The 13,382-nt window shown below is 69.4% G+C and carries 11 protein-coding genes; 4 read left to right on the top strand and 7 right to left on the bottom strand.

Annotation, left to right across the window (positions count from 1 at the left end):
* The first annotated feature begins 63 nt into the window (after positions 1-63).
* A complete protein-coding gene (locus tag ACGFIV_RS18180; protein ID WP_358556864.1) occupies positions 64-1,725 on the top strand; it encodes a DUF4012 domain-containing protein in 1,662 nt (553 codons plus the stop codon).
* On the top strand, positions 1,725-2,408 hold the full coding sequence (locus ACGFIV_RS18175; RefSeq protein WP_392836122.1) for a hypothetical protein: 684 nt from the start codon (positions 1,725-1,727) through the stop codon (positions 2,406-2,408). The genes ACGFIV_RS18180 and ACGFIV_RS18175 overlap by 1 nt, the downstream gene beginning before the upstream one ends.
* Here the strand turns inward: ACGFIV_RS18175 and ACGFIV_RS18170 are convergent.
* Genes ACGFIV_RS18170 through ACGFIV_RS18150 form a run of 5 tightly spaced genes read right to left on the bottom strand, consistent with a single transcriptional unit; the run spans position 2,386 to position 7,883 of the window.
* Positions 2,386-3,756, bottom strand: a complete 1,371-nt coding sequence (locus tag ACGFIV_RS18170) for a polysaccharide biosynthesis tyrosine autokinase (RefSeq protein ID WP_358556869.1) — start codon at positions 3,754-3,756, stop codon at positions 2,386-2,388. The two genes, ACGFIV_RS18175 and ACGFIV_RS18170, sit on opposite strands and share 23 nt — an antisense overlap.
* 4 nt (positions 3,757-3,760) lie before the next feature.
* The gene (locus tag ACGFIV_RS18165) at positions 3,761-4,798 is read right to left on the bottom strand and encodes an MraY family glycosyltransferase (protein ID WP_358556872.1); all 1,038 of its coding nucleotides are present in this window, start codon (positions 4,796-4,798) and stop codon (positions 3,761-3,763) included.
* Positions 4,795-5,784 carry a GDP-mannose 4,6-dehydratase gene (locus ACGFIV_RS18160; protein WP_358556875.1) on the bottom strand — a complete coding sequence of 330 codons (990 nt, stop codon included), beginning with the start codon at positions 5,782-5,784 and terminating at the stop codon, positions 4,795-4,797. Before ACGFIV_RS18160 ends, ACGFIV_RS18165 begins: the two co-directional genes overlap by 4 nt.
* 12 nt (positions 5,785-5,796) lie before the next feature.
* The gene (locus ACGFIV_RS18155) at positions 5,797-6,750 is read right to left on the bottom strand and encodes an NAD-dependent epimerase/dehydratase family protein (protein ID WP_358556878.1); all 954 of its coding nucleotides are present in this window, start codon (positions 6,748-6,750) and stop codon (positions 5,797-5,799) included.
* The gene (locus ACGFIV_RS18150; RefSeq protein ID WP_358556880.1) at positions 6,747-7,883 is read right to left on the bottom strand and encodes a glycosyltransferase; all 1,137 of its coding nucleotides are present in this window, start codon (positions 7,881-7,883) and stop codon (positions 6,747-6,749) included. Before ACGFIV_RS18150 ends, ACGFIV_RS18155 begins: the two co-directional genes overlap by 4 nt.
* 499 nt (positions 7,884-8,382) lie before the next feature.
* Here ACGFIV_RS18150 and ACGFIV_RS18145 point away from each other — a divergent pair, with 499 nt between their 5' ends.
* Together ACGFIV_RS18145 and ACGFIV_RS18140 are read left to right on the top strand one after the other, a co-directional pair.
* Complete coding sequence (locus ACGFIV_RS18145; RefSeq protein WP_358556883.1) at positions 8,383-9,636, top strand: hypothetical protein; 1,254 nt, start codon at positions 8,383-8,385, stop codon at positions 9,634-9,636.
* A 29-nt stretch (positions 9,637-9,665) separates the two neighbouring features.
* On the top strand, positions 9,666-10,802 hold the full coding sequence (locus tag ACGFIV_RS18140) for a glycosyltransferase (RefSeq protein ID WP_358556886.1): 1,137 nt from the start codon (positions 9,666-9,668) through the stop codon (positions 10,800-10,802).
* A gap of 44 nt (positions 10,803-10,846) precedes the next feature.
* Here ACGFIV_RS18140 and ACGFIV_RS18135 read toward each other — a convergent pair whose 3' ends face one another.
* Complete coding sequence (locus tag ACGFIV_RS18135; RefSeq protein WP_358556889.1) at positions 10,847-12,208, bottom strand: hypothetical protein; 1,362 nt, start codon at positions 12,206-12,208, stop codon at positions 10,847-10,849.
* A gap of 46 nt (positions 12,209-12,254) precedes the next feature.
* Positions 12,255-13,367, bottom strand: a complete 1,113-nt coding sequence (locus ACGFIV_RS18130) for a glycosyltransferase family 4 protein (protein WP_392836112.1) — start codon at positions 13,365-13,367, stop codon at positions 12,255-12,257.
* Positions 13,368-13,382 lie beyond the last annotated feature (15 nt).

Below are 13,382 nucleotides of genomic sequence, written 5' to 3'. Positions count from 1 at the left end.
TTGCTCGCCCCCGTCGCGGTCTTGGTGCTGGGCGGGGGCTGGTCGGTCCATCTCGGTCTTGGCGTGCGTGACCATCTGCAGGCGACGAGGGACGCGCTGGAGCATCTGCGCGCGGTGGTGAGCGCGCGCGACCTCGATAGGATCGCCGTGACGCTGGCGACCGCCCGGCGGCACGCGATGGAGGCACGGCGCCTCACCAGCGGCCCGGACTGGTCGCTGATCACGTACATGCCCCTGGCGGGGGACGGTGCGAAAACCGTACGGGGGATCGCTGAAAGCGCCGCGGAGCTCACCGACGTGCTGACGGTCGTCCAGCGGGCCGGCGCGTCGTTCGTCACGGCCGGATCGGGCTCCCTCGACGACATGAGCCGGTTGCTCGCCGGACTCCAGGCGGCGGCGCCGGTCCTGGATGGCGCCGCCGCCCGGCTCGGGGTCATGTACACCCGCCTTGAGGCCACCCCTGCGCATACCGGGCTGGCCTCGGTGGATCAGGCACGCGGCACAGCGCTGCACGAAGCCGGCCGGCTGCGCGGCTGGATCGGCGGCGGGGCCGCAGCCGCCGCCCTGATTCCTCCGATGCTGGGCAACGGCGGCCCGCGCCGCTACTTCCTGGCCTTTCAGACCAACGCCGAGTCGCGGGGGACCGGTGGCCTCGTGGGCGCCTTCGGAATCCTTTCCGCCGACCACGGCCGGATCGCCGTCAAGCGGATCGCCGCCAACACCGGTCTGGACGGCAGTCCGCGCCCCGTCGCCGACCACGGCCCGGCGTTCCTCGCGCGGTATGGGGCCGGCGCGGTCGAGTTGCTCTCCGTCTCGAACCTCTCCCCGCATTTTCCGTACGCCGCGAAGACCTGGACCGCGCTGTGGGAGCGCCAGACCCGCCAGGGGCTGGACGGTGCCATCGCGATCGACCCGGTCGGGCTGTCCTACCTGCTCGGCCTGATCGGGCCGGTCACCCTCCCCGGTGGGGAGAAGGTGACCGCGACGAACGTCGTCGACCTGACCGAGCGCGCCGCGTACGCCCGTTACACCGACCCGGCGGCGCGCAAGCGGTTCCTTGTCGGGATCGCGAAGGCCGTCAGCGAGGCGCTGCCCAGGTCCTTCGAGGACCCATCCCGGGTGCTGGCCGTTCTGAAGCCCATGGTGGAGGAGCACCGGATCCAGATGTGGAGCCGCCACGACGCCGAGCAGCGGCGCCTGTCCTCCACCGCACTCGGCGGCGTGGTGCCGCGCCGGCCAGGGCCGTACGCCGGACTGGTGGTCAACAACTCGGCCGGCGGGAAGCTCGACTACTACCTGAACCGCTCGCTCGACTACGAGCTGGGCCCGTGCCAGGCAGGGCGCCGCTCCACGACCGTGCGGGTCAGGCTCACCAACGACGTGCCGCGCGGGCCGCTGCCCTCCTACGTCACCGACAGGCTCGACGCTCCTTCGCGTCCCCGTCCGATCGGCTCCAACCTGTTGTGGGTGTCGCTGTACGCCGGGGTCGGGGCCGAGATCAGGGCGGTGTCCGTCGACGGCGACCGGGTCAAGGTCATCAGGGAGGTCGAGCGCTCGCATCCGGTGTACTCGACCTTGCTGGAGTTGGACCCCCGGCAGTCGCGGACACTGCGGTTCGATCTCGTGGAGCCCGCCTCCGCGGAGCCGCCGGTGGTCCCGGTTCAGCCCCTGGTCCGCCCGCAGTACACCCGGATCACCCCCGACGCGCGGGGGTGCGCTCGCTGATGACCGCGGTGCCCGACAGGTCGGCCGGGATCGTCCCTCCCCTGCCTCCCGGGCACGCGGGCTGCGGTCCACGATGCTGGAGAGACGCGGGGGCGGCGCCCGCCGAGCCGCAGGAGACGCGTTTCCGCATCCTGTTCGTGTGCACGGGCAACATCTGCCGCTCTCCGCTGGCGGAGCGGCTCACCAGGTCGGCTCTCGGGCCGTGCCCGGCGGTCGAGGTGATCAGCGCGGGGACCGGCGCCGAGCGGGGGAGACCGATGACCGAGCGCGCACAACGGGTGCTCGCCCGGTTCGGGGCGGACCCCGGAGGCTTCCGTTCCCGCCCCCTGACCCCTGAGCTGGTCGCCGCGGCCGATCTCGTGCTCACCGCCGCCTCGGAGCACCGCGCCAGGACGGTGGAGATGCACCCCCTGGCCGCCGCGCGGACGTTCACCTTGGCCGAGTTCGCCATCCTGGCCCTGGCCGTGCCGGCCGAGGTGGTCACCTGCCACCGGGATGCCGTGCACAGGGCCCGCGCGCTGGTCGCCGAAGTGAGGGCGCTGCGCGGGCGGGTCCGGGTGGACCGGCCCGACATCGCCGACCCCTACGGCGGCCGCTCGCGGGCCTACCGGGTGGCGGGACGGCGGATCGCGGAGTCGCTCGCCGTCCCACTCGAGTTGCTCACACGTTCACCGGGGTCTTGACCTCGGCCCTGGCCCGGTAGCCGTACCCGTACCCGTAGTACGCCGCGCGCTTGCCCGGCGCGAAGTTGAGCACCGCCCCGACGAGACGGGCGTTGATCGAGGACAGTGTCTCGACGGCCCGGACGAGATGCTCCCGCCGGGTCTTTCCGTATCGGGCGACGAGCAGCGTTCCGTCGCAGATGGCCGCGAGCGCCGCGGCGTCGGTGATGGGGAGCAGCGGCGGCGCGTCGACGATCACGATGTCGTGGTCGTCCACGAGCTGGGAGAGCACCGCGCGCATCCCGCGCGAGCCGAGCAGTTCGCTCGGGTTGGGGGGAATCTGGCCGCCGGGCAGCACGGACAGGCTCGGCTCGCCCCAGGTCTGGATGACGTCCTGCAGGCGCGCCTTGTCGATCAGCACGTCGGTGAGACCGACCGAGCCCTCGATCCCCAGGTAGTCCGGGATGCGCGGGCTGCGGAGGTCGCCGTCCACCAGGATCACCCGCCATCCGGCCTGGGCCAGCGTGATCGCGAGGTTGGCCGAGGTGGAGGACTTCCCCTCACCCGGCAGGCAGCTCGTGACCACCAGCGATTTGGGCTGCCGGTCGACTCCGATGAACTGCAGGTTGGTGCGCAGCGAGCGGTATGCCTCCGACCTGGTCGACCGGCCGTTCTCCCGGACGATCAGGGGGAACCGGCGAGCGTCCCTCTCATAGGTGATCACCCCGAGGACCGAGCTCCTGGACATCTGCTGCAGGACCTCGGAGGTCTTGACGGTCGTGTCCAGACGGTCGCGGACGACGAGTGAGCCGAACGCGAGCAGCAACGCGATCAGCACGGCGAGCGCGATGTTCACCAGAGGACGGGGGCTGACCGGGGTCCTCGGGACGTCGGCCGGGTCCACCACTGTGATCTTGACCGTGGGCGAGCTCTTGGGCGTGGGCCGCTCGATCTGGTCGATCAGCCGGGCGAACCTGTCGCCCAGGGCGTTGGCCAGGCGGGCGGCGCGTGCGGGATTCCCGTCGGTGACCATGGCCCGGAGCAGCATGGTGGCCGGTATGGCCTCCGCCTTGACGCCGGCCTGCAGCCGCCGGACGTCCTCGCCTCCGGCGATCTGGCTGATCACCCGGCGGCTGGTCAGCAGGTTGGCGTAGGACTGGACCCTTTGCGTCGACAACATGCCCGCCTGGTACGCGGTGGTGAGACTCCCTACCTTGTCGTAACCGGAGACCATCATGGTGATCGTGGCGACGTACTTCGGCGGTGTCTTCGCCGTCACGACAAGCGCTGCGCCCACCGAGAGGACCAGCGACAGGATGACAAGCGGCCAGTTCCTGCGCGCGAGTCGTATGAAGTGGAGCAGATCCACCGGATCATCGCCGCCTTTCGGTGATCTTCGGAAGATTTTCGAGGAGTTGGGCAGGGGGGTACACGCTGACGCCCTGCAGCAGGGAGATGAGGATGGTGGCGATCCCGCCCACCACGATCGCCGCGGTGAGCGGCGGGATCCAGCTGAGAGCGACGGCCAGGCAGAGCGCACCGGGCAACGCCGTGATCATGCCGAGGGTCGCGGGAACCGTCCGCGCGCCGAGGCCGACCCGGCGGAGCCGGTGGGAGACATGGTCGGTGCCGCCTGACAGCGGCGAGCGACCCGCGCGTATCCGGGACACGAGTACGACCACGGTGTCGACGACCGCGACGAAGGTCCACAGGAGCAGCCCGGCCACGGTCATGACGACGCTCTGGCCCGCCACGAGGACTATCGCGGAACAGGTGAGAACGAACCCGATGAAAAGGGAGCCGGTGTCTCCCATGAATATCTTCGCGGGCGGCCAGTTGTGCGCCAGAAAGCCCAGGCACGCGAACGCCAGGGTCCCCAAGAGCACCGCGAAGGAACCCTGGGAGTTCACGAGGGCCGCTCCGCCGAGGAAGGCGGCGGTGACCGTGCCGACGGTGCCCAGCACTCCGTCCATGTTGTCCAGCAGGTTGAAGGAGTTGGTCATCAGGACGATCCACATGACCGTGATGGGTTTGTCGACCCATGTCTGGGTCAGCGTGATGTGGACGCCGGAGAGCACGACCCCGCTCGCCGCCACCGCCTCCACGGTCAACCGGGTGACCACGGGCAGCGACGCGACGTCGTCGATCAGGCCGAGCGCGGCGACCGCCGTCGCGGCCACCAGGATCACGGTGATCCGCCGGTCGGAGAGCCCGAGCGCCACGGCCGCGGGAATGACCGTGCTGAGGACGATGGCGATTCCGCCCAGGTAGGGGGTCGGATGGTGGTGTGCCTTGTGCCCGCCGGGACGGTCGGTGAGATCCCACCGCAGTGCGAGGCGCCTCAGCGGCGGGGCGGCCGCCGCGCTCAGCAGGCAGGCGGCCGCGGCGGCCAGGGTGATCGTTCCGTTCACCGCGTGGACACCTCGAGATCCTCGCGGGCCTCACTGATGATCTCGGTCAGCATCGTGTCCAGGTCGCGGCGGGGCGTCCAGCCGGTCAGCTCCCGCAGCTTGGTGGTGTCGGGAACTCTGCGGGTCATGTCCTCGAAGCCATGTTCGTAGGCCTCGTGGTAGGGGATGAGATCGATTCCGGACGTGGATCCCACGCGCTCGATGATCAGCTTGGCCAGTTCCAGCATGCTGATCTCGTCGGCGGATCCGACGTTGAAGGTCTGCCCGATCGCGGACTCGTCGTCGAGCAGGCGAAGAAACGCGTCGACGGCGTCCGCGACGTGGACGAAGCAGCGGGTCTGGGTCCCGTCGCCGAAGACGGTGAGTGGTATGCCGTTGAGCGCCTGCCGCACGAGGCGGGGGATGACCATGCCGTAGGCCGGGCTCTGCCGTGGCCCGACGGTGTTGAACAGCCTCACGATGATCGTCGGCAGGCCGCGTTCCTTGTGGTAGGCGTTGGCGAGGATCTCGTCGACGGCCTTGGCGGTGCTGTAGGCCCATCGCACCACGGCAGGGCTCCCGAGGACGCGGTCGGAGTTCTCCCGCAGGGGCCCGGAGGAGTTCTTGCCGTAGATCTCGCTGGTGCTGGTGACGAGGATCTTACGGCGATAGCGGTGCGCCGCCTCGATGACGATCTCCGACCCGCGGATGTTGGTGGTCAGAGACCGCAGCGGCTGGTCGACGATCAGCTTGACACCGACGGCGGCGGCGAGGTGCACGACGACGTCACACCGGTGGACCAGCTCGTCGACCACCAGCTCGTCCAGGACGGACCCCTGTACGAACCGCAGTCTTGGGTGTGGACGGAGATTGCCCAGTCGTCCGGTGGACAGATTGTCCACGACCACGACGCAATCACCGCGAGCGAGCAACGCGTCGGCCAGATGCGAGCCGACGAAGCCGCTCCCTCCTGTGATCAGATAGGTGTTCCCTATTTGGGTGCTCACCGACTTCTCCCATTACATGTGCGAGGCTGATTGGGAACTCATCGCCTGGTCGAACCAGGTCACGGTCATGCGGAGTCCGCCGGCCAGCGTCATGGGACGCACGCCGGGGAAAAGCCGGCGGAGCAGGCGGGTGGAGGCCTGGGACTCGCGGATGTCGCTCGCCCGTGGTGGGAGGAACGTCGTGTCGATCCGCCGGCCGAGCACCTCGGCCAGGACGTCCTTCAATTCCAGCAACGTGACGCGGGTGCCGAACGCGAGGTTCACCGGCTTGTCGCTCGTCACCCGCTGGAGGGTCGCCTGGACGAGGACGTCGGTCACCGATCCCACGTAGGTGAAATCCCGCGACTGGCGCCCGTCGCCGTGGACCGGCACCGGGCGGCCCTCGAGCGCCGCCGACACGAACGCCGGGATGACGGCCGCGTAGGCGTGCCCCGCCGGCTGCAGGGGACCGTAGACATTGAAGAAGCGCAAGGGCAGAACCGGCAGGCCGAAGCTCTCCGCGTACGCCAGGGCGTAGGCCTCCGTCGCGAGCTTGCTCACGCCGTAGGGGCTGAGCGGCCGGGTGGGGAGGTCCTCGTGCTTGAGCGGCTCCCTGCAGGCGCCGTAGACCGAGGAGGAGGACGCGAGGATCACGTGGGGCCTGGTCGCCCGGCAGGCCTCAAGGACCTGAAGGGTGCCGGTGGTGTTGACGGCATGGGTGGCCAGGGGATCGTCGAGGGACCGCGGCACCGAGGCGCGCGCGGCGAGGTGGACGACCGTCGTGGCGTCGGAGACCAGGGGCCGGAGCACATCCGGGTCCAGGATGCTGCCCAGCACGAAGTCCACACCCAGGTGGTCGATGTTGTGCAGCCCCCCGCTGCTGAGGTCGTCCAGCACGGTGATGGCCTCGACCTCCGGCCGGCGCCTGAGCGCATCGCAGAGGTTGGCGCCGATGAACCCGGCGCCACCGGTGATGAGGATTCTCACATGTGGCTCGTCTCTGGGGCCGTGCGCCGCCGGGACGCGCCGTGGAGGGTCCGGTAAAGCGCTTCGGTGTCGGCGACGAGGCGTTCCACGCCGAACGCGGCCGTCGTCCAGTCGCGGGCGCTCCGGCCCATCCGGTGCGCGAGCGCTTGGTCGGACAGCAGCCGGACGACGTGCGCCGCCAGCTCGTCCACGCGCGGCGCGGCGAGCAGACCGGTTTCACCGTCACGTACCACCTCGGCGACGCTTCCCACGCGGGTGGAGACGACCGGTATCCCGGCCATGCCCGCCTCGATCAGGCTCAGTGGCGCGCCCTCGTTGTCGGACGTCAGCAGGACCACATCGGCCCCGGCGTAGACGGTCTCGACATCGGCTCTCCAGCCGAGCAGATGGAAGGATCCGCGGATGGGGCGGATCCACCGTTCCACCTCTTCGAGCAGTTCGCCGCCTCCGCAGATGATGAACCGGCAGTCGGGCACGCGCCGTAGCACCGCCTCGGCCACGGCCACGAGCCGGTCGGGCCGTTTGATCCGGGTCAGCCGGCCGACGTACGCGACGACCGGTGCGCCGACGGAGAGCCCCAGAGCGTGGCGAGCCCCGGCGCGGCCGGGAACCGGGCCGAGCCGCACCCCCGGTGGGATCACGACGTACTGCTCCGGCCGCCCGATCCCGGCCTGGAGGAGGTCGTCACGGATCTGGGAGCCGACGGTCACCAGCCGGTCGGACATGGTGGCGAGGAACCGTTCCGCACGCACGTACGCCCAGCGCTTGGGGCTGGAGAAGTATCCGTCCAAGAGGTGGCCGTGGAACACGTGGATCCTGGCCGCTCCGACACCGGAGACCGTGACCGCCATACGGCCGAGAGCGCCCGCCTTGGTCGTCCGGGTATGCACGATGTGCGGCCGGAAGGCGCGCATGGCGCCGGCCAGCCTGTGGAAGGCGCGGAGGTCTCCGGCCGGGTCGATGGACCGGCCGAGGCCAGGCACCCGGTGGACCTGGACGGCCACCTTCCGCAACCGGAGGCGGTCCTCCTCGCCATTGTGGACGTCACCGGTGTACAGACGATGGTCGAACTCCTCCTGGTCGAACAGCTCGCAAAGCCCCGACACCTGGGTGGCGGGGCCGCCTACGTTCATCCGGGCGATGATTTCCATGACACGAATCGGACTGGTCACATCCGAGAAGCTAGCTCGCCGTTTGATCTGTTCGCCCTCACTGTCGTGGTAGCGGCGAAATATTTTCCCTATCCCTACCCGGGCATGATCGAAACGCATTCCCGGAGGGTCGCTGACCTCATAAGCCGGCGAACATCGGAGGCAGGCGGAGGCAGCGGCACAAGCATCGTGATTCACGTGATGAGCACCCGGTTGCCGAGTCCGAAATCGGTATTCCATCGGGCTTAGCGCTCATCACGGATGGATCCCACGGATTGCCGTCAAAAGGTCACGGCGCCGTATTCAGACCCGGTAAAAAGAAGTCGCAAACAAAGGTAATGGTCGAACGGGGCTCGTCCGCCGCGAGCGCCGTCGCTTGTGCTTCGGCGCTAGCGTCTGCCCCGAAGGGTTCCACACCGGCGGCTCAGGCGGATCGCTGGACGTTGCGGTCCTACATCGAGGCGAATTAAGGGTACTTCTCATGGAATATGTCGTCGTCGCCGCCGCGGCATTGGCTCTCATATGGCTGGTCCACGCGACCTTGGACGGGCAGTCGGTCCAGCGTGTGCTGCCGGTGCTCCTCATCGCGTTCGCCGTCCGCCTGGCGATCCATGTCCTGGTGATGCAGAACCATGTCATCGAATACGGCGGCGACAACATCACCTACGAGTCGAGGGCCATGGAGGTCGTGGCGTTCTGGAAACGCGAGGGATTCCAGTTCGTGACGGCCGACGACATCGGCTCGCTCTATTCCGCGGCAGTGCCCTGCAATGTCTTCGCGCTCGTCATCTACCTGTGCGGAGGCCCCGCCCCGCTGGCCTGCACGGCCGTTGTCGCGCTGCTCGCCTGCGCGCTGTGCCTGATCATGTACAAGCTCGCCGGTCTGGTCGGCGCCGACCGGCGCGTGGCCTTCTGGCTGCTCTCCCTGACGGCGTTCATGCCGGCGTTCCTGCTGCACACCTCCGACATGTTCAAGGAGGGGTTCAACGCGTTCCTCGTCGTGGCCTCACTCGGCCTGGGAGTCTCCAACCTGCGGCGTTTCGACCCGCGAAAAGTGCTCCTGCTGGCGTTGTCGTTGTGGGCGCTGTGGTACGTGCGCCCGTACATGGTGTTCATGTGCGCGATGCCGATGCTCCTCGGCTTCGCCGGTGTCAGGCGAGCGTTCTCCCTGCGCGGCATGTTCGTGCTGATGACACTGCTGATCGTGCTTCCCTTCGGGAACCTCGGTGACAGCGCACCGGTCGAGGCGATGCAGCACCAGCTGGATTACGGCCAGTCGGAGACCTTTCGGCAGAGCAACGCCATCGGCGGTTCGGGGGTCACCTTCGACGACGGCGGCAACCCCTGGAACCAACTCGGGCTCAAGGTGGTCTACACGCTCCTTTCCCCGTTCCCCTGGACGGACGGCAGCCTGACACTGCAGCTGGGCAAGCTCGATGCGCTCATCTGGTACTTCCTCCTTTACAGCGCGGTGCGTGGAACCGTCTGGCTGTGGCGCCACGATCGAGCGACCGCCTGCTATCTCCTTCTGTTCATCGTTCCCAGCACCATCGTCTACGCGACCACCATGGCGAACGTCGGCCTCATCTTCCGCCAGCGCATACCGATCGTCATGGTCACGAGCCTGCTGGCCGCGGTCGCGTGGTCCACGGCGGCCAGGCGTGACCGGGGCCGCCCGGTTCCGGCGACACCAGGAGGCGGCCGTCAGCCCGTCCTCGGCGGTGGCCCGCGATGAGGCGGAGGCCCCAGACGAGTGGTCTTCACGTGTGCGAGGTCGTCAAGACCCTCGACATGGGGGGCGTCGAGGTACTTCTCGTCGAGCGGCTCCGGCAATCCCGTAAGAGGAACAACCGCTACACGGTCGTGTGTATGCGGGCTGCGACCTGCGAGCTGATCGACCAGCTGGAACACCTCGGTGTCGACGTCGTCGACCTCGGGTCACGGGCTCGGCTCCTCGCCTGCGTCAGGCTGGTCACGACCGTTCGCCGTCTCGCGCCCGATGTCCTCAACGTGCACTCCCCGCTGCCCGCCTTCATCCTGCGGCCGTTCGCCCGGCTCGGCCGCCGGCGCCCGGTCATGGTCTCGACCGTCCACTACATCCGCGACGACCTTCTCAGGGCCCGGCGGCCGGACGCGCTCCTCGGACGCGTCACGACCAGGGCCAGCACGTTCCTCGACTGCCTGACCCGGCGCCTTGACGACCAGATCGTGGCGGTGTCCTCTCGGGTCGCACTGTCGTCCACCCGGGGGGCCCGCCCGGTGCTGACCCGTGTCCACGGCGTGGACGTCGCCGAGCAGCGGTTCTGGGTGGAGCGGCGCGACGCGGTCCGGCACGAGTTCGCCGTGCCGGAAGGGGCGTTCCTCGTGGTCTGCGTCGCCAACTTCAGGCCGGAGAAGAACCACTCACTGTTGGTCCGGGCCGCGGCTCGGGTCCTCCTGACCCGCGCGGACGCCGTCTTCCTCCTGGTCGGGGACGGCGCTCTGCGGGACCAGGTCGCCCGCGACATCGAGCGGCACGGGGTCGGCGGTCAGGTGCGCATCCTGGGCCGGGTGCCGGGGGCGAAGAGGCTGGTCGCGGCGGCCGACCTGGTGGTGCTGAGCTCGCTTCACGAGGCACTCCCCGTGGTGATCATGGAGGCGCTCGCGGCGGGGGTGCCGGTGGTGTCCACCGAGGTGGGAGGCATCGGCGAGCTCGTCCACTCGGGCCACAACGGTATCCTGACGGATCCCGGGTCGTCCGGGGCGCTGGCGGCGGGCATCCTTGAGGCGATGGAGCCCGCGACGCATCGCCGGCTACGCGGGGCCGCGAACGCCGGCTCGGCGACCGTGGACATGGCCGGCACGGCCGAGTGGTTCGAGGACCTGTACGAGGAGCTCGCGCGGACGACGCGTCACCTTTGAGAGCGTCACCTTTGAGAGCGTCACCTTTGAGAGCGGCGGCGGTCTCACCGCCGCACGTGGGCCGCACAGTGCTCCGCCGTGTCCGCGCGGTCGCACGCCGGCGCCGATATCCGCTGGAGCAAGGCCATCCAGACGGCTGTGCCGATACCGGAGACGAGCAACGTCCCCCAGGCGAAGGAGAGCGCGGTCTGGAGGGCGCCTGAGGAGGCCCGGTCGGCGATGAGGAGGGCGCCGAGGAGGAGGACCCCTTCGGCCGCGAGGTAGGCGAGCCTCCAGCCCGGCCTGCCGAGGGCCAGGGGCAGCACGTTGGACCAGCACACGATTCCCTTGACGCATGCCGCCGCGACGAGCGCCGCCGCCACGGTGCCGATCCCGGCGTACTCCCGCCCGTAGACCAGGCGCAGGACGTCGCCGATGACCGGGAGCACGACGAGGAGTGTCAGGACCCCCGCCACGGTGAGCAGGGCGGTCGCGCGCAGGAGGTCCCTGCGGGCCAGAGTCCTCTCTTCTCCCGCCGCTGCGGCGCGGGCGAGGCGGGGATGCAGCATGGACGCGACGGGCATGACCAACGTGGAATACAGCCGGCCAGGGGCTGATGCGATCTTGATGATGGTCACGAGGGTGGAGCCTCCGAGCAGTCCCGCGACCGTCAGGATCCCCGAATCAGACACCTCGGCCAGTGCGGACCCGCTGGACGCCTTCACGGTGAAGGCGACCAGACCCGCCGGTATCGGGACCTTGGCCGCCGACGGCCCGATCTCCGCGAGCAACCTGCGGGTGCCCAGCGTGCCCACCACCATGGCGGTCGCCACCGAGCCCAGTGCCTGGCCGATCAGATAGCCCAGGGGGCCGCCGGTCAGAAGCCCGCCCAAGGCCAGGAGGAACGCGAGGATCGCGCAGCCCACCCGGAGCAGTCCGAGATCATGCAGCCGGTTGGACAACGGGAAGGCGGCGCGGACGGCGCCGTTTGCCGCCAGGGATCCGCGTGCGACGAACGCGAGAGCGAGCATGAGCGCGAGGTCGGTGCTCACAAAGCCCAGCAGGCGCGCTGTCAGCACCCCCGCGAGACAGACGCCGATCGCGCTCACGCGGATCGTCAGATCCCAGCGGAGCAGCCGCGTGAACAGCGCGAAACCCTGCCCGGTCCGCCGCTCTTCGAGGGGGACGTATCGCTGGACCGTGTTGTCCAGACGAGGGTCGCACAGCAGGAAGCAGACGCTCGCCACCGATTGGGCGAAGATGACCTGCCCTGAAATCGCGGTGTCGGTCATCCGCACCAGAGCGACCAGGCCCAGCGAGGACAGGACGGCCTCGACCAGGCCGGCGGCGGCCAGGAAGGTGAACGTCCGCAGATGGCGCCCGGCGGGCGGGCGGACCCGGCCGACCGTGTGATCGAGCGGGCTCACCATGGTCTACGGGCGCGGCTTGCCGGGGAGCCGGCCGTATCTCCCTTCATGACGTCTCCGTGTACAGGCGCGGCCTGCCGGGCATGAGGTTCATGTAGCGTTCCTCGACGCGGCCCGCCACCACCGACCAGTCGAGGGCCGACGCGGCCCGCCTGCCGCGTTCGATCAGTCGCGCACGGGATGTCTCGTCGTCTAGCACCGCTCGCAGCTGCGCCACCAGGGCCGCGACGGACCCGCTGCGGAAGGTGCGATACGCGCGTGGCTCGATGACCGGCCCGAGTGAGGCGTCGGAGGAGACGACGACGGGGGTGCCCAGCGCGAGGGCCTCCAGAGCGGCGGTGGGGATTCCCTCCCCGATGGAGGGCAGCCTGCGTGAGGAGAGCACGAAAACCTGGGCGCGGCTCACCAGCGAGTAGACGCCGTCCTCGGAGAGGTGCCCGGCGAACCGGATCCCGGAGCCTGTTCCCGCGAGCCTTTCGAGTGCGGTGCGCTCGTCGCCGTCGCCGACGATGACCAGGCGCGCGTCGGGATGGTCGGCGCGCAGCTCGTGGAAGGCCTCGATCGTCAACGCATGGTTCTTCACCTTGTTCAGAGAGCCGACACTGACGATCAATCCTGGTTCGACGGGCTTCCGCCCGCGGAACCAGGTGACGCGGTCGAGATCGAGGCCGCTGGACATCGTGTAGATCTTGTGGGCCGGTACACGCGCTCTGACCAGGTCCTCCGCCGGCCGGCCGCCTATGGCGACGAATTCGTCGACGTGGCGGAAGGCGTACGGCATGATCCGCCGGTGGCGCGTCGTGAGCGCTCCGTGGACGGTGAGCATCAGAGGCACCCCCAGTCGCCGGGCGGCGGATCCGAGGGCCAGCGCCTCGCGGTGGTCGCCGTGCAGGTGGACCACGTCGAGGTCTCCGGCGTGAGGCAGCGCACGCGCGCACTCCATGCCGAAGGCGACCACGTCGGACCTCCTGGAGACGGTACGGCTGAGACGGTTCGGCACAAGGGGCAGAGTCTCGACGCCGTCCGGCGCCACCCCCCGCCTGTGGGCGACGACCACCCTGTGGCCGTGGCGGAGCTGCTCATGGGTGAGGCGTTGGATATGACGTTCAAGGCCGCCGGGCTCTGGCGGGAGCCGATATCCGATATGCAGAATTCGCATGGCAACCACTTTCGG

The sequence above is a fragment of the Sphaerisporangium sp. NPDC049003 genome (assembly GCF_043197795.1).
GTDB lineage: Bacteria > Actinomycetota > Actinomycetes > Streptosporangiales > Streptosporangiaceae > Sphaerisporangium.
This window is presented reverse-complemented; position numbering and strand designations above follow the sequence as displayed.